22 protein-coding genes are annotated in these 20534 nt (G+C 51.1%); 7 read left to right on the forward strand and 15 right to left on the reverse strand.

Translation table 11 applies throughout. The annotated features are described in order from the left end of the window. The gene (locus tag NC856_RS13820) at positions 1-834 is read right to left on the reverse strand and encodes an N-acetylmuramoyl-L-alanine amidase (RefSeq protein ID WP_264091004.1); all 834 of its coding nucleotides are present in this window, start codon (positions 832-834) and stop codon (positions 1-3) included. Between the two features lie 48 nt (positions 835-882). Then, positions 883-1206, reverse strand: coding sequence for a heavy metal-binding domain-containing protein (locus NC856_RS13825; protein ID WP_264091005.1), 324 nt, complete (start codon positions 1204-1206; stop codon positions 883-885). Positions 1207-1439: 233 nt separating this feature from the next. Here NC856_RS13825 and artP point away from each other — a divergent pair, with 233 nt between their 5' ends. From artP to artJ (NC856_RS13850), 5 genes are all read left to right on the forward strand, one after another. Then, positions 1440-2168, forward strand: a complete 729-nt coding sequence (artP, locus tag NC856_RS13830) for an arginine ABC transporter ATP-binding protein ArtP (RefSeq protein WP_318841736.1) — start codon at positions 1440-1442, stop codon at positions 2166-2168. Between the two features lie 20 nt (positions 2169-2188). Beyond that, positions 2189-2920 (forward strand): arginine ABC transporter substrate-binding protein, encoded by a 732-nt coding sequence (artJ, locus tag NC856_RS13835; RefSeq protein WP_264091007.1) that lies wholly within the window; start codon positions 2189-2191, stop codon positions 2918-2920. 11 nt (positions 2921-2931) lie between these two features. Continuing rightward, positions 2932-3648, forward strand: coding sequence for an arginine ABC transporter permease ArtQ (gene artQ, locus NC856_RS13840; RefSeq protein ID WP_264091008.1), 717 nt, complete (start codon positions 2932-2934; stop codon positions 3646-3648). Beyond that, positions 3648-4316, forward strand: a complete 669-nt coding sequence (artM, locus tag NC856_RS13845) for an arginine ABC transporter permease ArtM (RefSeq protein ID WP_264091009.1) — start codon at positions 3648-3650, stop codon at positions 4314-4316. The genes artQ and artM overlap by 1 nt, the downstream gene beginning before the upstream one ends. A gap of 206 nt (positions 4317-4522) precedes the next feature. Continuing rightward, positions 4523-5254: an arginine ABC transporter substrate-binding protein gene (gene artJ / locus NC856_RS13850; protein WP_264091010.1), complete on the forward strand. Its 732-nt coding sequence runs from the start codon at positions 4523-4525 to the stop codon at positions 5252-5254. Positions 5255-5308: 54 nt separating this feature from the next. Here the strand turns inward: artJ (NC856_RS13850) and rlmC are convergent, their stop codons facing one another. The 9 genes from rlmC to nfsA all read right to left on the reverse strand — a co-directional run bounded on the left by rlmC (position 5309) and on the right by nfsA (position 13956). Further along, positions 5309-6439 carry a 23S rRNA (uracil(747)-C(5))-methyltransferase RlmC gene (gene rlmC / locus NC856_RS13855; protein ID WP_264091011.1) on the reverse strand — a complete coding sequence of 377 codons (1131 nt, stop codon included), beginning with the start codon at positions 6437-6439 and terminating at the stop codon, positions 5309-5311. Between the two features lie 115 nt (positions 6440-6554). Continuing rightward, positions 6555-7007 (reverse strand): YbjO family protein, encoded by a 453-nt coding sequence (locus NC856_RS13860; RefSeq protein WP_264091012.1) that lies wholly within the window; start codon positions 7005-7007, stop codon positions 6555-6557. Between the two features lie 118 nt (positions 7008-7125). After that, on the reverse strand, positions 7126-7971 hold the full coding sequence (gene potI / locus NC856_RS13865; protein WP_264091014.1) for a putrescine ABC transporter permease PotI: 846 nt from the start codon (positions 7969-7971) through the stop codon (positions 7126-7128). After that, positions 7968-8927, reverse strand: a complete 960-nt coding sequence (gene potH, locus NC856_RS13870; protein WP_264091081.1) for a putrescine ABC transporter permease PotH — start codon at positions 8925-8927, stop codon at positions 7968-7970. The genes potI and potH overlap by 4 nt, the downstream gene beginning before the upstream one ends. Positions 8928-8947: 20 nt before the next feature. Continuing rightward, positions 8948-10081 (reverse strand): putrescine ABC transporter ATP-binding subunit PotG, encoded by a 1134-nt coding sequence (potG, locus tag NC856_RS13875; protein ID WP_264091082.1) that lies wholly within the window; start codon positions 10079-10081, stop codon positions 8948-8950. 144 nt (positions 10082-10225) lie between these two features. Beyond that, on the reverse strand, positions 10226-11335 hold the full coding sequence (gene potF / locus NC856_RS13880; RefSeq protein ID WP_264091015.1) for a spermidine/putrescine ABC transporter substrate-binding protein PotF: 1110 nt from the start codon (positions 11333-11335) through the stop codon (positions 10226-10228). 357 nt (positions 11336-11692) lie between these two features. After that, the gene (locus tag NC856_RS13885; RefSeq protein WP_113868293.1) at positions 11693-12172 is read right to left on the reverse strand and encodes a type III secretion system chaperone family protein; all 480 of its coding nucleotides are present in this window, start codon (positions 12170-12172) and stop codon (positions 11693-11695) included. Between the two features lie 136 nt (positions 12173-12308). After that, complete coding sequence (gene rimK, locus NC856_RS13890; RefSeq protein ID WP_264091016.1) at positions 12309-13208, reverse strand: 30S ribosomal protein S6--L-glutamate ligase; 900 nt, start codon at positions 13206-13208, stop codon at positions 12309-12311. Positions 13209-13236: 28 nt separating this feature from the next. Beyond that, positions 13237-13956 (reverse strand): oxygen-insensitive NADPH nitroreductase, encoded by a 720-nt coding sequence (gene nfsA, locus NC856_RS13895; protein WP_264091017.1) that lies wholly within the window; start codon positions 13954-13956, stop codon positions 13237-13239. Between the two features lie 285 nt (positions 13957-14241). Here nfsA and NC856_RS13900 point away from each other — a divergent pair, with 285 nt between their 5' ends. Beyond that, positions 14242-14508 carry a GrxA family glutaredoxin gene (locus NC856_RS13900; protein ID WP_264091018.1) on the forward strand — a complete coding sequence of 89 codons (267 nt, stop codon included), beginning with the start codon at positions 14242-14244 and terminating at the stop codon, positions 14506-14508. A gap of 69 nt (positions 14509-14577) precedes the next feature. Here the strand turns inward: NC856_RS13900 and NC856_RS13905 are convergent, their stop codons facing one another. Next, complete coding sequence (locus tag NC856_RS13905) at positions 14578-14967, reverse strand: inner membrane protein YbjM (RefSeq protein WP_264091019.1); 390 nt, start codon at positions 14965-14967, stop codon at positions 14578-14580. A 404-nt stretch (positions 14968-15371) separates the two neighbouring features. On the opposite strand from NC856_RS13905, the gene NC856_RS13910 reads away from it, so the two are divergent. Then, complete coding sequence (locus NC856_RS13910) at positions 15372-17060, forward strand: aspartate:alanine antiporter (RefSeq protein WP_264091020.1); 1689 nt, start codon at positions 15372-15374, stop codon at positions 17058-17060. A 214-nt stretch (positions 17061-17274) separates the two neighbouring features. Here the strand turns inward: NC856_RS13910 and NC856_RS13915 are convergent, their stop codons facing one another. From NC856_RS13915 to NC856_RS13925, 3 genes are all read right to left on the reverse strand, one after another. After that, positions 17275-18480, reverse strand: coding sequence for a serine hydrolase (locus NC856_RS13915; RefSeq protein ID WP_264091021.1), 1206 nt, complete (start codon positions 18478-18480; stop codon positions 17275-17277). Between the two features lie 325 nt (positions 18481-18805). Continuing rightward, positions 18806-19465: a methionine ABC transporter permease gene (locus NC856_RS13920; protein ID WP_264091022.1), complete on the reverse strand. Its 660-nt coding sequence runs from the start codon at positions 19463-19465 to the stop codon at positions 18806-18808. Beyond that, positions 19458-20474, reverse strand: a complete 1017-nt coding sequence (locus NC856_RS13925) for a methionine ABC transporter ATP-binding protein (RefSeq protein WP_264091023.1) — start codon at positions 20472-20474, stop codon at positions 19458-19460. The genes NC856_RS13920 and NC856_RS13925 overlap by 8 nt, the downstream gene beginning before the upstream one ends. Positions 20475-20534: the final 60 nt, after the last annotated feature.

Consider the following 20534-nt stretch of genomic DNA (forward strand, 5'->3'; position numbering starts at 1 on the left):
TCACCTCATCGCGCTATACTTTTCCAGTAAGGCATCCACAATCGCCTCGCTGTGCGCATCCGCTTGTCCCTGATGGTTTTCCGGGCGGAAATGCATCTGAAACGCCGCGATCACTTGTTGTCTCTGTCGTGCCGTCATATCAGGGGATACCAGATAACCGTAGCGCGCCAGTTTATCCAGTAGACGCCCGGTATCCACCGGCTGGTTGACCGGTCTGCCATCAAGATAAAACGCCACCCGCGCTTCATCCGGCCAGGCGCCGATACCGGCCTGCGCCAGCGTTTTCCATGGGAAAAGCGGGCCAGGATCCTGTTTGCGTAATGGGGCGATGTCGCTGTGCGCCACCACGTTTTGCGGCGCAATCTGATAACGTGCGATAATTTCCCGCGCCAATGATGTCAGCAAAGCGATCTGCCCAGGAGGAAACGGCGTCCAACGATTGCCGGTCAGCGTGTGCCGATAACCCGCATTTTCCAGTTCTATGCCAATCGAGGAGGGGTTCAGACGGGTAAAACCGCGCCAATAACTGGCGCCGGCATGCCACGCCGCCTGTGATTCCGCCACTAATTGCCAGACAACCGGTTTTCCCTGCTCCAGCGGCGGATTAGCCGGGATCAGATAATGGGAACTAACCTGTTCACCCATCAATAAGTTAAGGGATGTCGGAAAATCCTCCGCCGTATAGTGAATCACCAGAAAGCGAATACGGGATTCCTGCGCGCGGGCCACCTGCGTTGTCACGACGTGATACTCATGCTGATCCTGCGGCGCGCTGACCGATTGGCATCCCGCCAGCGCTAAACTTAGCATCAGCAAAGTAATGTATTTAATCATGACGTTTCTGCGGCAACTTATTTTCCTGCATCAGCGATGAACTCATGGTTAACGCTGCAATTTTACCGCCGTGCCGCTCACGGTCACCATCAGCATGCTGCCGTCCTTACCCACCGTTTCGTAATCAATATCAATGCCCACCACCGCATTGGCTCCCAGATCCTCGGCCTGCATCTGCAATTCCTTAAATGCAATCAGCCGCGCTTTGCGTAATTCTTTTTCATAAGCGCCGGAACGCCCGCCGACTACGTCGCGGATACCGGCGAAGAAATCACGGAAAATATTCGCCCCGAGTATGGCTTCCCCGGTCACCACGCCGCAATATTCGGTGATGGTGAACCCTTCCAGACTCGGTGTTGTCGATAACTGCATCATAAACTCCCAGATAATCAATGGCGCGATAACGCCGGTTTACCCCGCAAACACCCTACCTTAGCGCCGTTCAGACGACAACGCTGCGTATCTGTCATCAGGCGGTAAATTACTATTTTGTGCTACTATTTAAGCAATAATTCGCTTGTTTACAAATTTTACCCGGTGGCGATTGCATAACTATACTGCCGACGTTAACATTCGCGGCATCAATGTCTATTCAATTCTTACGCATGAGTATTCAACTAAACGGCATTAACTGTTTCTATGGCACACATCAGGCGCTGTTCGACATCACACTTGATTGTCCGGCAGGGGAAACGCTGGTTCTGCTTGGGCCGAGCGGCGCAGGCAAAAGCTCGTTGCTGCGCGTTCTTAACCTGCTGGAGATGCCGCGTTCAGGCCGGTTGTCTATTGCCGGTAATCAATTTGATTTCAACCATGCCCCTGGCGATAACGCTATCCGCGAATTACGGCAAAATGTTGGCATGGTGTTCCAGCAGTATAACCTGTGGCCGCACCTCACCGTGGCGCATAATCTGATTGAAGCGCCTTGCCGCGTGTTGGGATTAAGCAAAGATGCGGCCAGAGCGCGCGCCGACAAGTTGCTTACCCGCCTGCGTCTGAATGATTTTGCCGAACGTTATCCGCTGCATCTCTCCGGTGGTCAGCAGCAGCGCGTCGCCATTGCCCGTGCGTTAATGATGGAACCGCAGGTGTTGTTATTTGACGAGCCAACCGCCGCGCTCGATCCTGAAATTACCGCTCAGGTAGTGAACATCATCCGTGAGTTGACGCAAACCGGGATCACGCAGGTTATCGTGACCCACGAAGTTGAGTTTGCGCGCAAAACCGCCAGCCGGGTGGTCTATATGGAAAATGGGCGTATTGTGGAACAAGGGGACGCAGGCCATTTTTCCCAGCCCCAGACACCCGAATTCGCCAGCTATTTATCTCATTGATTAATATCAGGAAAATTACGATGAAAAAATTAATCGTTGCAGCACTCTTGGCAGGACTGAGTGTGTCGGCCAGCGCCGCCGACACTATCCGCTTTGCGACCGAAGCCTCTTATCCGCCGTTTGAGTTCGTCGATGCCAGCAACAATATTCAGGGCTTTGATATTGATCTTGCCAACGCCCTGTGCAAAGAGATGCAGGCAACCTGCACCTTCAGCAATCAGGCGTTCGACAGCCTGATCCCCGGCCTGAAATTTCGACGTTTTGAAGCGGTTATCGCCGGTATGGATATTACGCCGGAACGTCAACGACAAGTGGCGTTTACCCAGCCTTATTATGACAACTCCGCGCTGTTTATCGCACAAAAAGGCAAAGTGGCTGACTTGGCCGCGCTGAAAGGCAAACGTGTCGGCGTACAGAACGGCACCACCCATCAGAAATACCTGATGGACAAGCACACGGAGATCACCACCGTGCCTTACGACAGCTATCAGAATGCGGTGCTGGACCTGAAAAATGGCCGTCTTGACGCCGTGTTCGGCGATACCGCCGTCGTCAATGAGTGGCTGAAACAAAATGACAACCTGTCTTCCGTCGGCCAGAACGTCACGGATAAAGACTACTTCGGTATTGGCCTCGGTATCGCGGTGCGCCAGAACAACGAGGCGCTGTTGAAGCAATTCAACGAGGCGCTCGACAAAATCAAGCAGGATGGCACTTATGAGACCATCTACAAAAAATGGTTTCAGCAGTAATCTGACGCTCAATGATTGAATTTCAACCTCTTGCAAGCGCTGCCGGGATGACCGTCGGCCTTGCCGTCTGCGCGCTGGCGCTCGGGCTTATGCTCGCCATGCTGTTTGCCGTTTGGGAAACTGCTCGTTGGAAACTGCTAAGCTGGAGCGGCACCGTACTGGTGACGCTGTTACGCGGCCTGCCGGAAATTCTGGTTGTGCTGTTTATCTATTTTGGTTCTTCCCAATTGCTGCTGATGTTGGCAGACGGTTTTACCCTGAATCTCTATCTGGTGCAGATCCCAGTAAAACTGAATATTGAGATGGTCGAAATCAGCCCGTTTTTGTGCGGCGTTATCGCGCTGGCGCTGTTATATGCGGCTTACGCCTCTCAGACGTTGCGCGGCGCGTTGAAAGCGGTGCCACAGGGACAATGGGAATCCGGTCAGGCGCTGGGATTGCGTAAATCAGCGATTTTCATTCGTCTGATTATGCCGCAGATGTGGCGTCATGCGCTGCCGGGGCTGGGAAACCAATGGCTGGTACTGCTGAAAGACACCGCGCTAGTCTCGCTAATCAGCGTTAATGACCTGATGCTGCAAACGAAAAGCATCGCCACACGCACACAGGAACCGTTTACCTGGTACGTGATTGCCGCGGCGATTTATTTAGCGATCACCCTGCTGAGCCAGTTCGTTCTGAAACGCATTGAGCTACACACAACGCGTTTTGAACGGAGGCCTTCCTGATGCTCGCTTATTTACCTGAACTGCTAAAAGGACTGCATACCAGTCTGACGTTGACGGCGGTGGCGATTGTTGTCGCTCTGCTGCTATCGCTGCTGCTTACGGTGGTTCTGACCTTAAAAACGCCGGTAATAGCGCCGCTGGCGAAAGGTTATATCACGCTGTTCACCGGCACGCCGTTGCTGGTTCAGATCTTCCTGATTTATTACGGCCCTGGTCAGTTTACGTCTATCCAGCAAATTCCCTGGTTATGGCACTTGCTGTCGCAACCGTGGCTCTGCGCGATGGTGGCGCTGGCGCTGAACAGCGCGGCCTACACCACACAGTTGTTTTACGGCGCGGTTAAGGCGATCCCTGCCGGGCAATGGCAATCCTGTGCGGCGCTGGGCATGTCGCAACCGCAGACACTGCGCATTTTGCTGCCTTTCGCGTTCAAGCGCGCCTTGTCATCATATTCAAATGAAGTGGTGCTGGTGTTTAAAAGTACCTCGCTGGCTTACACCATTACATTGATGGAAGTGATGGGTTACAGCCAGTTGATGTACGGACGGACTTATGACGTGATGGTCTTCGGCGCCGCCGGGATTATCTATCTGTGCGTCAATGGGTTGCTTACCTTGCTCATGCGTTTAATCGAACGTCGCGCTCTGGTATTTGAACGTCGTAACTGATCACCGATTATTGACGCACAATCAAGCAGGCTAGCGACGGTCTGCTTTTTCATCGCAGTAACCTGGCGTTTTACCCAATAATAAAATGATTTTTTAATCATTTTATTTGCATATAAATTCATTAAGTGGCAAGGTTAGCGCCTCGATGCCGGCGTCAGTCCGTGCAATGATTTCCATCCATAAAAGAAAAAACCTGGAGCAGATTGATGAAAAAATTCTTGATCGCCACATTGCTGGCCGGAGTGACATGCAGCGCCGCCGCCGCGGATAATATTCGCTTTGCGTCATCGGCAACCTATCCGCCTTTTGAATATCTGGATGCGAATAACGAGATCATCGGTTTCGATATGGATCTGGCAAAAGCGCTGTGCAAACAGATGCAAGCAAACTGTACTTTCACCAATCAGGCCTTTGACAGCTTGATCCCGGCCTTGAAATTCCGTCGTTATGACGCCGTTATTTCAGGCATGGATATTACGCCGGAACGCAGCAAGCAGGTGGCGTTCACTCAACCTTACTATGCCAACTCTGCGGTGGTTATCGCGCAGAAAGGAAAATTCAATAACTTTGCCGAGTTGAAAGGCAAACGTATCGGTATGGAAAACGGCACCACGCATCAAAAATATATGCATGACAGGCACCCGGAAGTAAAAACCGTCTCTTATGATAGTTATCAGAACGCGGTACTGGATCTGAAAAACGGTCGTATTGACGGCGTATTCGGCGATACAGCCGCCGTGAATGAATGGCTGAAAACCAATCCAAATCTGGCCACTGTTGGCGAGCATGTCACCGATGCGCAATATTTCGGCACTGGCCTGGGTATTGCTGTTCGCCCGGATAACACCGACTTGCTGGAAAAACTAAACAAGGCGCTGGACGCGATCAAAGCAGATGGCACTTATAAAGCCATTAATGATAAGTGGTTTGTGCAGTAATCGGTTTATTAAATAAACGGCGCGGTTTGAAAAAAAACCGCGTCGTTACCCTACTCAATCCGCTTTTTGCAGCAGCACCAGCACTTCGTAATGCGCCGTATGCGGGAACATATCGAACAGTTGCACACGTAAAGCACGGTAGTTTTTCAATTCATCCATATCTTTCGCCAGACTCTCGGCATTGCAGCTGGAGTAAAGTATGTAGTCCGGCGCCATACGATTCAGATAGGCGCATAAATCCTCGCCGATACCGCGACGCGGTGGGTTGACCAGCACCAGATCGGGGATTTCCGCTTCGGCGGTGGCAAAACGTGTGGAATCCAGCGCCTTAAAATCCACCCGCGTTAGCCCCAACTGTTGTGCGGACCGGCGCGCGCAGGCGATAGCTTCAGCGCTGATTTCAATTCCCGTCAGACATATTTGCGGCGATACGCAGTGCAAGCCAAAACCGCCCACACCGCAAAACAAATCCCACATGCTGGTAATATCAAGTTCGGCAACCCAGTCGCGGGCGGTGGCGTACAAAGCTGCCGCCACCTGTGGGTTGGTCTGGAAAAAGCTTTGCGGGCGAATGTATAACGGCACCTGATTAAACTGTTCGGCCAATGACGACGAATCGCTAAGCAGGATCTCGGTCTTTCCTTCCATTATGGCCTGGTGAACCGGCTGGATGTTGACGGAGATAACCTCCAGCTGCGGCAATTGCTGTTGCAGCCAGGGCAATGCGGCGCGCAATTGTTCGAGTTTGGTTGGCGAACGTAATACGAAACGCAGCATAAAAGCGCCATGCAACGTGCTCTGCGTCAACAACAGGTATTTCAACTCTCCCCGGCGACGCGCAACGTGATAAGGCGTCAGTCCGGCTTTGGCGATAAATATTTTCAATACTTCAAAAACAGCAAGAAAACCGGCGGGATAAAGCGGACAGTCACAGAGATCGACCGCAGTGCCGTCGCGATGCAACATTCCCAATAGCGGGCGTTCAACGCTGCCGCTGACCACCATTTTCGCTTTATTGCGAAACCCCGACGGTGCGGAAGAATAAACCGGCAACCATTGCTGAACGGTATGCGATTGCAATAAACCGGCAAGATGCTGGTGTTTATCGGATAATTGCTGCGGGTAGGCTTTTTCCAGCCATTGACAGGAACGGCAGGTTCCCATGCTGTATCGTGCACAATGCATAAAATCTAACTATCACAATAAAGACTAATGAGATGGATTGTATCACCGCAGATGAGTATCCCCTGCATCTTTCAGGCGTAAACCCGCGGCAGAAGGAATCCGTGGCTTGACAGGTTTATTTCTGTCGTTGAAAAAAACGTTTGCTTCGGTGAGGTAAAAACAGCAACACGATAACCAAAAAATCCGGTATTTTCTGAAGCATCAGTTGATGCAGAACCGCGGTATTGTCATCTCCCGAAATGTGAAATATCGAGGGCAGAAATTCACTCAACGAGGAAAACAGCAAATACAACGTCACCAGGCACTGACAAATGATATATCCCCAACGTCCCCAATTAGTCCCGGATAACACCGCAAATCCGCAGCGGATTTCCGTACAGATAATAATAAACGACAATAATACCACCAGCGTTGAATCCCAGGCTTCGGCGCTGCTGCCCAGCCAATCGCCCACACCACTTGGCCCCAATTCCCATATCAAGAGTAAAATCCCCAGAAAACGGGTCGCGATAATAGCGATGCCCGCCACCATGACCGGAACCGGGGCGTACACTTTGCGCTGAGTCATTGCCTTCTTGGTGTAAAGAATTTCAACGCTCCTCCGTTAAACAGAACCAGTCAGCAACGCCGCGGAAAGTGGCGGCGTTGCTGACTTAGGCATGACTGACTTTCGCTGATTTATCGAATCAACCGCGTCTCGCCTTCTGCATATCGCGTTGACGCTGCTTATCGGCTCTTGCCATAAACCACCAGGCGATAAAACCGATGATGCCCACCACTAACAATATCAACGACGCCAGGGCGTTAATCTGTGGATTAACGCCCATTCTGACGCTAGAGAACACCAGCATCGGCAATGTGGTTGAACCAGGCCCCGCGACAAAACTGGCGATGACCAAATCATCAAGCGACAGAGTAAACGCCAGCAGCCAGCTTGAAATCAGGGCGGGCGCAATCATCGGCACGGTGATGATAAAGAAGACTTTCAGCGGCGCCGCGCCGAGATCCATCGCCGCCTCTTCAATAGAGTGATCGAGCTCACGTAAACGAGCGCTGACCACCACCGTTACGTAGGCGGTACAGAAGGTCACATGCGCCAGCCATATGGTGAGCATGCCTCGTTCGGCAGGCCACCCGATGGCATGCCCCAGCGCGACAAACAGCAACAGCAGCGATAAACCGGTGATCACGTCCGGCATCACCAGCGGCGCGGTCAGCATAAAGGCAAAACCGTTCGAACCGCGGAAACTGCCAAAGCGCACCATCACCACCGCCGCCAGCGTCCCCAGGATAACCGCCATTGTCGCGGAGGCGGCGGCGATCGTCAGACTGAGAACGACGGCGCTGATCATCGCCGAGTTATGGAACAATTCGGTGTACCAGCGCGTTGACCACCCTGCCCAGACGGTCACCAGTTTCGAACTGTTGAAGGAATAAATCACCAACATCAGCATCGGCGCATAGAGAAATGTAAAACATAGCACCAAAATCACAATACGCCACGGTGAACGAACGACCGGTAGATTATTCATGCCTCATCCCCCGCGGCTTTGCTCTGATGTTTGTGGAACCAGATGATCGGCATGATCAACAGCAGCAACATGATAATCGCTACCGCTGACGCTACCGGCCAATCCCGGTTATTAAAGAATTCCTGCCACAGAATACGACCAATCATGATGCTGTCCGGCCCGCCAAGCAGTTCCGGGATCACGTACTCCCCCACCGCCGGAATAAAGACCAGCATGGAACCGGCGATAACGCCGCCTTTGGTGAGCGGCACAATCACGCTGAAAAATGTTTTGAGCGGACGCGCGCCCAAATCCAGCGACGCCTCCACCAGCGAGTAATCAAGCCGGGTAAGCGCGGTGTAAATCGGCAGCACCATAAACGGCAGATAGGAGTAAACCACGCCGATATAAACCGCCAGATTGGTGTGCAGGATCACTAACGGCTGATCAATAACGCCCAGCCACAGCAGGAAATTATTCAGAATACCGTTATTTTTCAGAATCCCCATCCAGGCATAAACGCGGATCAGGAACGATGTCCAGGAGGGCAGGATCACCAGCAACAGCAGAATATTGCGGGTAGACGGCTTGCTATGCGCCACCGCCCAGGCCAACGGATAGCCGATAAGCAGACAAAACAGCGTGGAAACTGCCGCCACCTGCAACGATTGCAGATAAGCATCGATATACAGCGGATCGTCCAGCAGATGCAGATAGTTCCCCAGATTCAGAGAGATATCCAGTCGGCCCTCTACCCAGGAAACCAGATCCGTATACGGCGGGATCGCCCGCGCCATCTCCGCCAGACTGATTTTGAAAACAATCAGGAACGGCAGCATAAACAGCATCAGCAGCCACAGATACGGCAGCGCAATCACCAACTTGCGTCCGTGCGCCTGACGCCAGCGCGCCATCAGCAATTGCAAACGCCCTCTGGTTTCTCCAGGCGGTTGCTCCGTGTGCTGTTCGGGAAACATTGTCATGACGTTATTCCTCGCTACACAGTCAACACCACACAGCTATCAGCATCCCAGCACAACCGCACTTCGTCGCCCCAGGTGGGCGCCCCTTTGCGATAGCGGTAGGCATTCTGTAACTGCGCGCTGATGATTTGTCCGCTGGCGAGCCGCACATGATAGATCGACAAGTCGCCCAGATAGGCAATATGCACCACCTCACCGACAGCGAAATTACAGCCTTCAGCGGGAATCTCTTCGCACAGCATAATTTTTTCAGGGCGCAACGCGATGTAAACCGGCACGCCGTCCACCACGGAAACATCCGAATCCACTTTCAGCGGATGCACCAGCCCTGGGCTTTGGATAATCAACGCGTCATCACGACGCTCAGTCAACATGCCTTCAAACATATTCACCGAACCAATAAATTCGGCGCTAAAGCGGGTGTTCGGATGCTCGTAGATTTCCTCCGGTTCGCCAATCTGCACGAACTTGCCGCGGTTCATAATGGCGATACGTCCCGCCATGGTCATCGCTTCTTCCTGATCGTGGGTAACCATGACACACGTCACCCCGACACGATCCAGAATATCGACCACTTCAAGCTGCATACGGTCACGCAGCTTTTTATCCAGCGCGCCCATCGGTTCGTCAAGCAGCAACAATTTCGGACGTTTGGCCAGGCTGCGCGCTAACGCCACGCGCTGACGCTGACCGCCGGAAAGCTGATGCGGTTTACGGCGGGCGAACTCCTGCATGTGCACCAGCGACAACATCTCTTCTACGCGATCCTTGATCTCTGAGCGGGATAACCTGTCCTGCTTCAGACCAAACGCAATATTTTTTTCCACCGTCATATGAGGGAATAACGCGTATGACTGGAACATCATGTTGATGGGGCGCTGGTAAGGCGGCACCAAGGACAAATCTTGACCATCAAGCACGATTTGCCCCTGAGTCGGATGTTCAAAACCTGCCAGCATGCGCAGCAACGTGGATTTCCCACAGCCTGAAGCGCCCAGCAAGGCAAATATTTCACCTTTATAAATTGTCAAACTTACGTCATCGACAGCGGCCTGACCATCAAACGATTTGGTCAGATTACGCACTTCCAGCAACGGGGTAGCCGCTTTTTGGGGCTTCGGCTGGGGACGGGGAATAACATCATTCACTAGCATTGCTCTCCGACAAAAGCAGAACAAATCACAACTCTTGATGCAAAAAAACCATACAAACAAAAGTTGTGACACGTATAAAGCGCAAACAGGCGGATTAACCGCCTGTTGTTTATCGCATCGCGTCAGGATGGAAAATGGTTATTTTCCGCTTTTCACCCTTGTCCAAGCGCGAGTACGGGTACGATCAATCTGCGGCGACTGAACTTTAAGCGTAAACAGTTTGGCGCGCACATCATCCGGTGGATAAATACCCGGATTATTACGGATATCCTCATTCACCAACGCCACCGATTCCTTATTTGCACTAGCGTAATACACGTGATTACTGATATTAGCCATGACATCCGGTTTCAGCAGATAGTTCATGAATTGATAGGCTTCATCGACATTTTTAGCATCTTTCGGCATGGTGAGGACATCAAAGAAAGCCAGCGCGCCTTCTTTCGGGATACTGTATTGCACATTAATCCCGTTTTTAGCTTCCTGCGCCCGGTTAGCCGCCTGCATGATGTCGCCCGCCCAGCCTACCGCTACACAGATATCGCCGTTCGCCAAGTCATTGATATATTGTGATGAGTGAAAGTAGCGAATGCTCGGACGGAGTTTCAACAGCAAATCGGTGGCTGACTTGGTGTAGTCATCCGCTTTGGTGCTGTTGGGATCTTTGCCCTGATAGTTCAGCACGGTGGCGAAAATCTCTTCCGGCGCATCAAGGAAGGAAACGCCGCAGCTTTTCAGTTTCTCCAGGTTTTCCGGCTTCAACACCAGATCCCAACTGTCGACCGGGGCATCCGCGCCCAACGCGGCTTTGACTTTCTCCACGTTGTAGCCAATCCCAGTGGTGGCCCACAGGTAAGGCAGCGAATACTTGTTACCGGGATCGTGCTTAGCAATCAGTTTCAGCAGTTCAGGATCCAGATTTTTATAATTCGGTAGTTTACTTTTGTCTAATGGCTGAAATACCCCGGCGGAGAGTTGACGCTCCAGAAAGCTAGCGGAAGGGACGACCAGATCAAACCCCGTGCTGCCTGCCATGAGTTTGCCTTCCAGGACTTCATTGGAATCAAACACGTCATAAACCACTTTTATGCCCGTTTCTTTTTGGAAATTCTGTAACGTATCTGGCGCGATATAGTCAGACCAGTTATAGACATGTAGTGTTTTTTCTTCGGCTGACGCGGTGACGGACGCGGCCATCAGCAAGCCGGCAACAACACCCGATAGCCATGATTTACGTTGGGCTAACATCCGTTCCTTCCTCCATACAAAGGGGTGATTCATGGGAGTAAACTGGTATCATCACGATACAGAACTTTTCCTGTGTGTGAACAGCCACCATAAATATCAGTGCATGGCTATGCACTCCATTTATCTATAAATTGCGCGACTGTTGCTGAAGTCAAGCATAACTGTAGCGCTTCAAGCTTGCCATAATCGAAAGTAAAAAATGACTTTTATCGATTATTTATTCACAATTTATTTATGCGATACAGTCGATTCGTCGTAAATAGCGGCAAATATCCGGTTACGACAAGGGAAATATAGAATAAATCATTGATTATTAAAAATAAGTAAAACTGATTGCTGCCGTTGGCAGCAATAGCATCAGTGCAGATGGGAGTAGTGTGGCCTTTCAGCAGAAGTGTCTTCATCGCCGCCGATAAACAACAGATTATTGGCGCCCGCCTCCAGAATGATCATCGAAATCTGCTCTTCCGATTGCATCATGAAATGCCGGAACTGTTCCAGCGTCATTCCCGCCGCCACACTAACTGACTGGCAAACAATGAGTTTGGGCAGATTATCATCCTGAACATCAATAAACGCCTTGACGGTCAGAGAACTGGCGTTGATCTGGCTCAAATCGCCGACCAGCGGAATCAAGGCGCTGGGCTTTACTTCCGCCAGCGCGGAAAACAGGATGACGTTATCCACCAGATCGACCTTGGCGTCAAATATGCCGTCAAAATTCTGCATATGGGGTAAATGGAGCGCCTGACAGGAATCACATTCAAAAAACAGAATGTTCAACTGATCCAGCCACCGCCGTAGCATATTCAGATCCGGGACGATGAGTGAATCCATGATTATTTGCCTCATACTGGACTATTCTTAAAAAGGGCCATAGCTTACGGAATATTCTATTCCGATGCCATGATAAAAGCGCTTTAAATCACACTGGCCAACATTCGATGACCTGTTCCGTCGGATGATAAACACGCTAGCGTTTACTGACAACCGCCAACGCGCGGATATGCTGCTCGATAAACTCAATCATCATGCCGGCGATATCCAGCCCGGTGGTGGTTTCAATGCCTTCCAGACCAGGCGACGCGTTGACTTCCATCACCAACGGCCCCCGCTCGGCACGCAGGATATCCACCCCAGCCACATTCAATCCCAGCGTTTTCGCCGCTTTGAGCGCAATCGCACGTTCCTGCGCCGTAATCCTGACCTTGCTGGCCGAACCGCCGCGATGCAGATTGGAACGAAACTCACCCGGCTTCGCCTGCCGTTCAATTGCCGCCACAACCCGATTGCCGATCACCAGACAACGAATATCCCGCCCCTTCACTTCCCTGATATATTCCTGCACTAGAATGTGCGCATTCAGCCCCCGGAACGCATCAATCACGCTTTCCGCCGCTTGACGAGTTTCCGCCAGCACCACGCCGATGCCCTGCGTTCCCTCCACCAGTTTCACTACCAGCGGCGCGCCTCCCACCATTTCGATCAGGTCGCCGGTATCATCCGGGGAGTGAGCGAATCCCGTCACCGGCAAATCAATGCCTTCACGCGCCAACAATTGCAACGAATGCAGTTTATCTCGCGCTCGGATCACCGCCACGGAATTATTCAACGGATAGCTGCCCAGCATTTCAAACTGGCGCAATACTGCGGTGCCATAAAACGTAACCAGCGAACCAATTCGCGGGATTACCGCATCATATTTAACCAACCGACGCCCACGGTAATGAATGGAGGGAGCAGCCGAATTGATATTCATATAGCAGGACAACGGATCAATGACATCAATACAGTGCCTGCGCTCTTCAGCCGCTTCACGCAGTCGCTTGCAGGAATATAATGCGCCGTCGCGGGACAAAATGGCTATCTTCATAAATGTCTAATGTCCTACAGACAAGATACTAACGTATCGCCCATCCTTGTTGATGTAAGTAGTCCAGCATAAACGGACGCAATTCTTTTTTCAGCGTGCGCTGCACATGCTCACTCCAGCTATCATGTCGATTGCTGGTGCGTTGAAGATAATACTCGACCATTTGGCGATCATATTCCGCTAATTTTTCATCGTCGAGCGGCTGATACACATTCTCATGCACCAGCATAGCCATCGGCATGCGCGGTTTTAGCTGCGGATCGGCATCCGGGTATCCCAGACACAGACCAAATAAAGGCAAGACCTGACGCGGCAATGTCAGTAACGTAGTGACATCGGCGATATTATTACGAATACCACCGATAAATACGCCGCCCAGCCCCAACGATTCCGCCGCGATCAACGCATTCTGCGCCATAATGCCGGTATCCACGCAGCCAATCAGCAACTGTTCGGCAAAACCGGTTTCGGCCTGAGGAAAAATCTCCAGATGACGATGAAAATCGGCGCAAAAGACCCAAAACTCCGCCGCCTGAGCAACGTAAGTCTGCTCTCCCGTATAGTGAACCAGCGCTTGCCGCATCGCGTGATCGGTGATGCGAATAATGGAAGTACACTGCAAAAAACTGGAACTGGACGCACTCTGGGCAGCGGAGATAATCGCGCTACGCTGTTCGTCCGTGATTGGCTGGGAAGTAAAAGCACGAATGGAACGATGGCGTTGTAATAAATCAATCGTTGGCGTCACTCTGCGTATCCTTAATATACCCGTTATACTTCAAGTTGCAGACGCGTTGGCTGCGCGCAGTCAATCGGCTCGGGAAACACCGAATATCGGCGCAATCCTGCTGGCGATTATATGCCAGAGGATTCGCCAGACCAATGTTCGCCTTGCATTCTGTTCCATCATAGGCAAAACAAATCAGAACAACTGGTAATTACTACTTTTTTTCATCATGCAATCGAGGCATATTAAGTTCCATTTACAATCGGCTACATGCCAAAAGCTTTTAAAATCTACTAAGGAGTTTACATGTTCGCGGTTATTTTCGGGCGTCCTGGTTGCCCTTATTGTGTACGCGCTAAAGAACTGGCAGAAAAACTGACGGAAGAACGTGATGACTTCAGATTCCGCTATGTGGATATCCATGCGGAAGGGATCTCGAAAGACGATTTGTCCAAGACGGTCGGCAAACCGGTCGAAACCGTACCGCAGATTTTCCTTGATGAAAAACATATTGGCGGTTGCACCGATTTCGAAGCTTACGCCAAAGAGCATCTCAGTTTGTTTCGGCGGTAATTTATACAAAAAAGGCGCGTATATCCGTATCGCGCTTTTTTTTACCCTTGTTTTATCAGTTATTATTGTTCATCTTTCGCGCATTTTGTCGTGAATATAGCGTCGATACATCCCATTGAGAAACAAAAAACCTAACGCCCCCAGCACGCTCCAGAAGACCGCACTCAGAATATAGGCCAATTCCTGCCCGAAAGTACCCAGCGGCATACGCCATAAATGCAAAATAATCAGACAGATCGGCATCGCCATGAGCGCGCCGAATAGTGGGTAAAGCAGACGCCCTCGTACAGACAAAACGCTCGCGATCGCGCCAGGCAATAAAAAGAGCAACATACCGGGGCCGCCTGGCAAACTCTCGCCGGTCACCGCGTCCACCACCGCCATCTTTTGACTCAAAAAGACCACGATAAACAACAAAAAACTACAGGCAACGCCAACCCAACCTTTTTCGTTTGCCATGTTTTGCCTCTCTTTAATATATACACACCTATCACGCCATACTTATCTGATGCCCATGGTGATAAAAGCAGCACATAAAATATGGATGGCTGAATATCCCCGGCATGACAAAAAGTGAGGTCTTTACGCTATTGATTAACCATCAGATTTATTGTCTTTCTGATCGTTATTCGCGGTCTTTTAGTTGTAAAATCAACAAACGACTGAAATAGCAGCACCACATCATTTAACAAACAATAATTCACTGAACAATATTGCTGAATAATTTATACTGGGCATGATCCGACTCCTTTCCTCTGTCAGTTATTTAACGACATGAAAGGGATCCTTGCATCTAATGAGTAAATTTAGCGCCCAAAGCCATTTACATCAAGAACTTACTGGTAAACAACAAGTTACATCCCATGAATATAAACGTCGCTGATTTGTTAAACGGGAATTACATTCTGCTTTTATTCGTGGTTCTTTCATTAGGACTTTGCCTGGGGAAATTACGTCTAGGTTCGGTACAACTTGGTAATTCTATTGGTGTTTTAGTCGTCTCGTTATTACTCGGACAACAGCATTTTTCGATTAATACCGAAGCGCTCAGTCTGGGATTCATGCTATTTATTTTTTGTGTCGGCGTTGAAGCGGGGCCTAACTTCTTTTCCATTTTTTTCCGCGACGGTAAAAATTATTTAATGCTGGCGTTGGTGATGGTGGGCAGCGCACTGATTTTAGCGCTATTGCTGGGTAAGTTCTTCGGTTGGGGCATCGGTTTGACGGCCGGCATGCTCGCCGGTTCGATGACCTCGACGCCGGTGCTGGTCGGGGCCGGTGATACGCTACGCAATACCATCAGCCTGGGTTCGCAACTTGGTATCGAACAGGATCGCCTCAGCCTCGGCTATGCCCTGACCTATCTGATTGGACTGGTGAGTCTGATTATCGGCGCGCGTTACCTGCCTAAACTGCAACATCAGGATCTGCCGACCAGCGCTCAGCAAATTGCCCGCGAGCGCGGGTTGGATACCGATAGCCAACGAAAGGTGTATCTACCGGTGATCCGCGCTTACCGTGTCGGACCTGAGCTGGTGGCCTGGGCCGATGGCAAAAATCTGCGTGAACTGGGCATTTACCGCCAGACAGGTTGCTACATTGAACGAATCCGCCGTAACGGGATTCTGGCAACCCCGGACGGCGATGCGGTGCTGCAACTCGGTGATGAGATTGCGCTGGTGGGCTATCCCGATGCGCACGCCCGCTTGAACCCGAACTTCCGCGACGGAAAAGAAGTCTTCGATCGCGATCTGCTCGATATGCGTATCGTCACCGAAGAGATCGTGGTGAAAAATCATAATGCGGTCGGCAAACGACTCAGCCAGCTTAAGCTGACCGACCACGGCTGCTTCCTCAATCGCATTATCCGCAGCCAGATCGAGATGCCGATTGATGATAGCGTCGTACTGAATAAAGGCGATGTGTTGCAAGTCAGCGGCGATGCCCGCCGGGTAAAAAGCGTCGCCGATCGCATCGGTTTTATTTCAATTCACAGTCAGGTGACCGATCTGCTGGCGTTTTGCGCCTTCTTTATTATCGGCATCATGATCGGCCTGATCACTATTCAGTTCAGCAATTTCACCTTCGGCATCGGTAATGCCGCTGGTTTGTTGTTTGCCGGGATCATGCTGGGCTTTTTGCGGGCCAACCACCCGACGTTCGGCTATATTCCGCAAGGCGCGCTGAATATGGTGAAAGAATTCGGTCTGATGGTGTTTATGGCGGGCGTAGGCTTAAGCGCAGGCAGTTCGATTGGCAGCAGCTTTGGCGATATCGGCGTGCAAATGCTGGTATCAGGGTTGATTGTCAGCCTGGCGCCGGTAGTGATCTGTTTCCTGTTCGGGGCATATGTGCTGCGCATGAATCGGGCCTTGTTGTTTGGCGCCATGATGGGTGCCAGAACCTGCGCCCCCGCAATGGAAATTATCAGCGATACCGCTCGCAGTAATATTCCGGCGTTGGGATACGCGGGAACCTATGCGATCGCCAACGTATTGTTGACGCTGGCCGGTTCTCTGATCGTGATTATCTGGCCGGAATTACCGGGATAATAAAAAATGTAAAAAAATGTCAATATTTCTTAGAAATGGCAGAACTTTTTCACAGGGCGACAGTCTGAATCTGTGCCACTGCTTTTCTTTGATATCCCCATATTGAGGAGCCCGTCGTTCACGCCATTCAGGTTCAAGAACGATGGGCCTTTTCTTTTTCTGAGGCAGGGTTAATTATCTCACTGCGCAACAATGTCGAACCTGAATCCGACAGTTAACCAAACCAACTGCCAAACCACTGCTGAACTTTCATCATCACGGTATCCCATAGTCGGCTGAAGAAACCGGATTGCGGAATATCGTCCAGTGCCACCAGCGGGCGTTGTTCGATGCTTTTGCCATCGAGTTGAAAATCAATCGTACCGACCACCTGATTTTTTGCCAGCGGCGCGGACAACTGGGGTTGCAGCAGCGTAAAACTGGCTTTCAGGTTTTTCATCTGCCCTTTGGGGATCGTCAGGGCTGCGTCCTCAGCCACACCAAACCGCGCTTCTTTTTGTGTGCCAAACCAGACGCGCTGTGTGGTGAAAGTCGCACCCGCCTTGATTGGCGTGATCGTTTCAAAGAAGCGGAAACCCCAGGTCAGCAGCTTTTCACTTTCACGGAAGCGAATTCCATCCGTTTCAGCCCCTAAAACCACGGAAATCAGACGCATGTCGCCTTGCGTCGCGGATGCTACCAGATTGTGTCCCGCCCCATTGGTATGACCGGTTTTGATGCCGTCGACATTAAGATTGGTGCTCCACAGCAAGCGGTTGCGGTTGGGTTGACGGATGTTATTGAAGGTAAACTCTTTCTCTTTGTGCAGCGCATATTCTTCCGGCACATCGCGGATCAGCGCCTGTCCCAGTAACGCCATATCGCGGGCAGTGCTATATTGGCCCGGCGCATCCAGACCGTGTACGGTACGAAACTGGGTATTGGTTAGTTGCAGCGCTTTAACATAGTTGTTCATCAGGCTGACGAACGCATCCTGACTGCCTGCAACATAGTCCGCCAGCGCGATGCTGGCATCATTGCCCGACTGAATAACAATGCCTTTATTTAATTCGGATACCGGGATGCGGTCGCCGGGTTTGAGAAACATCAACGATGAACCACGCAGTACCGGATTCCCCGTCGCCCAGGCATCCCTTCCGACGGTGACTTCATCCGTCGGACTGATCTTTCCGGTTTTAATCGCCTGTCCAATCACATAGCTGGCCATAATTTTTGTCAGACTGGCCGGATCAAGACGCTCATCGGCATTGCTTTCCGCCAGCACTTTGCCGCTATGATAATCCATTAAAATAAAGGCTTTAGCCTCAATCTGGGGTACGGCAGGCAATTGTTCCGCCTGCAATGTCGGGGTCAGCCCCACGAGTAATACTGTTCCCGCCGTAAAGGATTTTAGCCTGGTTAGGAAAATAGTTGTCTTCATGAGATCGCCGCGATATCCATAGGTTGTTAAAAACACTTAATTTTCAATATGTTTTGCAAAATTTAGCAATATTTAAAGGTAACGTGCCCTGTCTCCCAAGGAAACCATTTAATCTGTAAAGATAGTCAAAGAAATGAAAAGGAATAAAAAATCGCCAGGCGCGATTTTCAACGTCACGAAGTAACGGCCCGTAGGGTGGCGGGCAGGGATATCACTAAGGCATGCGCCATTGAAAAAGAGAAAAGTGCCGGTTGCAAGGCGGGTTGAATCTTAACCTTAATAAAAAACTCAACCCGCGCTTATTCAGAAACGCATGCCAGCAGACTTATCGCCGTTCACGTTTATCCGCTCGTTTTGCCAGCCAGTCGCCCAGCGTTTGCACAATCTGCACCAACACCACCAGTGCAATAACGGTGACAATCATTACCTCGGTTTCATAACGGTAATAGCCGAAACGGATCGCCAAATCGCCGACACCGCCGCCGCCCACAATGCCCGCCATCGCCGAATAACCGATCAGGCTCACCAGCGTAATCGTCAGACCGCGTAATAAACCGGCTCTGGCCTCCGGCAATAAAACGGTGCAGATAATACGCAGCGGGCTGGCGCCAAAGGCTTCCGCCGCTTCGACAATACCAGGATCCACCTCGCGCAGCGCGCTATCCACCAAACGCGCATAGAAGGCGATGGCCGCGACGGACATCGGCACAGATGCCGCAATCGGGCCAATGGTATTGCCCAATAAAATCTGCGTAAGCGGCAACAGCAGCACCAGCAAAATCACAAACGGGATGGAACGAATGATATTCACCAACACCGTGCTAAGCAGATAAACCGCGCGATTTTCCCAGAATAGATGACGATCGGTGACATAAATCAGAAAACCCAGCGGCAGACCACCAATAATGGCAAGCAACGTTGAGATCCCCACCATCTGGAACGTCTCACCGAACGCGGCGATCAAATCGACCCATAAATCAGCCATGCAGCACCTCCACGTTTGCCGTTCTTTCCTGAATGTATTTCACCGCTTCCGCAACCCTGACCGGTTCGGCATCATGGGTTAATAATGCCACCAGAATGCCCAATGCCCGGTTGCCGATGTATTCAATTTTGCCATGCAGGATATTAACGGAGACGCCGTAACGGATTGCGACATCAGATAGCACCGGCTGCTCGGCGGATTCGCCAACAAACAGAATCTTCAGCAGTGTGCCTTGCAGATCTAGCAACAGGCGGGATGGCAATTCGAGGTTCAACGTATGCGACACCAGTTGACGAGTAAACGGATGCTGTGGCGCGGCGAAAATATCAAATACATCGCCCTCTTCCACCACGCTGCCTTTCGTCATCACGGCGACCCGGTCACAGACCGATTTAATCACACTCATTTCATGAGAAATCAGTACGATCGTAATGCCCAGTTTCTGATTAATCTCTTTAAGCAGGACCAGAATGGCGGCGGAAGTTTCCAGATCCAACGCCGACGTCGGTTCATCACACAGCAATACCTCTGGATGATTGGCGATGGCTCTGGCAATACCGACGCGCTGTTTCTGCCCGCCGCTCAACTGTGAGGGAAATGCCGCCGCCTTATCGGACAGACCGACCAGCCGCAGGATCTCCGGAACGCGCTGGCCAATCTCATCCGTGGATTTTCCGGCGGCTTTCAGGCTGAACGCCACGTTATCCGCTACGGTACGCGTCTGCATCAAATTGAAATGCTGGAAGATCATGCCGATCTTCTGACGCTGTTCACGCAGACGGTCGCCATTCAGTTCGCTGACCGTGACGCCATTGACCCGCACCGTCCCCGTGGTAGGACGTTGCAGTAAATTGATAGTGCGCAACAATGTACTTTTTCCAGCCCCGCTGGTGCCGACAATACCGTAAACCTCGCCCTGCCGAATATGTAACGTCACATTATCAACCGCGCGATTTCCTGTTTGTTTTCCCTGTGGGAAATCAACACATATTCCATCTAACTGAATCATTATCCGCAAACTCCTGGCCTACGCGGAAAAAAAGACAAAGCCGGTCACAGACCGGCCAGA

Source organism: Brenneria izbisi (assembly GCF_025840185.1).
Lineage (GTDB): Bacteria > Pseudomonadota > Gammaproteobacteria > Enterobacterales > Enterobacteriaceae > Brenneria > Brenneria izbisi.

What these genes read in the sequence shown, in the direction of transcription:
- potH (WP_264091081.1), bottom strand. Translation starts at nt 8,927, where the DNA reads ATGTTTCCCGAACAGCACACGGAGCAACCGCCTGGAGAAACCAGAGGG.
- artM (WP_264091009.1), top strand. Translation starts at nt 3,648, where the DNA reads ATGCTCGCTTATTTACCTGAACTGCTAAAAGGACTGCATACCAGTCTG.
- NC856_RS13820 (WP_264091004.1), bottom strand. Translation starts at nt 834, where the DNA reads ATGATTAAATACATTACTTTGCTGATGCTAAGTTTAGCGCTGGCGGGA.
- NC856_RS13925 (WP_264091023.1), bottom strand. Translation starts at nt 20,474, where the DNA reads ATGATTCAGTTAGATGGAATATGTGTTGATTTCCCACAGGGAAAACAA.
- artJ (WP_264091010.1), top strand. Translation starts at nt 4,523, where the DNA reads ATGAAAAAATTCTTGATCGCCACATTGCTGGCCGGAGTGACATGCAGC.
- rlmC (WP_264091011.1), bottom strand. Translation starts at nt 6,439, where the DNA reads ATGCATTGTGCACGATACAGCATGGGAACCTGCCGTTCCTGTCAATGG.
- NC856_RS13825 (WP_264091005.1), bottom strand. Translation starts at nt 1,206, where the DNA reads ATGCAGTTATCGACAACACCGAGTCTGGAAGGGTTCACCATCACCGAA.
- NC856_RS13920 (WP_264091022.1), bottom strand. Translation starts at nt 19,465, where the DNA reads ATGGCTGATTTATGGGTCGATTTGATCGCCGCGTTCGGTGAGACGTTC.
- potF (WP_264091015.1), bottom strand. Translation starts at nt 11,335, where the DNA reads ATGTTAGCCCAACGTAAATCATGGCTATCGGGTGTTGTTGCCGGCTTG.
- NC856_RS13885 (WP_113868293.1), bottom strand. Translation starts at nt 12,172, where the DNA reads ATGGATTCACTCATCGTCCCGGATCTGAATATGCTACGGCGGTGGCTG.
- NC856_RS13915 (WP_264091021.1), bottom strand. Translation starts at nt 18,480, where the DNA reads ATGAAGACAACTATTTTCCTAACCAGGCTAAAATCCTTTACGGCGGGA.
- artP (WP_318841736.1), top strand. Translation starts at nt 1,440, where the DNA reads ATGAGTATTCAACTAAACGGCATTAACTGTTTCTATGGCACACATCAG.
- NC856_RS13900 (WP_264091018.1), top strand. Translation starts at nt 14,242, where the DNA reads ATGTTCGCGGTTATTTTCGGGCGTCCTGGTTGCCCTTATTGTGTACGC.
- NC856_RS13905 (WP_264091019.1), bottom strand. Translation starts at nt 14,967, where the DNA reads ATGGCAAACGAAAAAGGTTGGGTTGGCGTTGCCTGTAGTTTTTTGTTG.
- rimK (WP_264091016.1), bottom strand. Translation starts at nt 13,208, where the DNA reads ATGAAGATAGCCATTTTGTCCCGCGACGGCGCATTATATTCCTGCAAG.
- artJ (WP_264091007.1), top strand. Translation starts at nt 2,189, where the DNA reads ATGAAAAAATTAATCGTTGCAGCACTCTTGGCAGGACTGAGTGTGTCG.
- artQ (WP_264091008.1), top strand. Translation starts at nt 2,932, where the DNA reads ATGATTGAATTTCAACCTCTTGCAAGCGCTGCCGGGATGACCGTCGGC.
- NC856_RS13910 (WP_264091020.1), top strand. Translation starts at nt 15,372, where the DNA reads ATGAATATAAACGTCGCTGATTTGTTAAACGGGAATTACATTCTGCTT.
- potI (WP_264091014.1), bottom strand. Translation starts at nt 7,971, where the DNA reads ATGAATAATCTACCGGTCGTTCGTTCACCGTGGCGTATTGTGATTTTG.
- NC856_RS13860 (WP_264091012.1), bottom strand. Translation starts at nt 7,007, where the DNA reads ATGACTCAGCGCAAAGTGTACGCCCCGGTTCCGGTCATGGTGGCGGGC.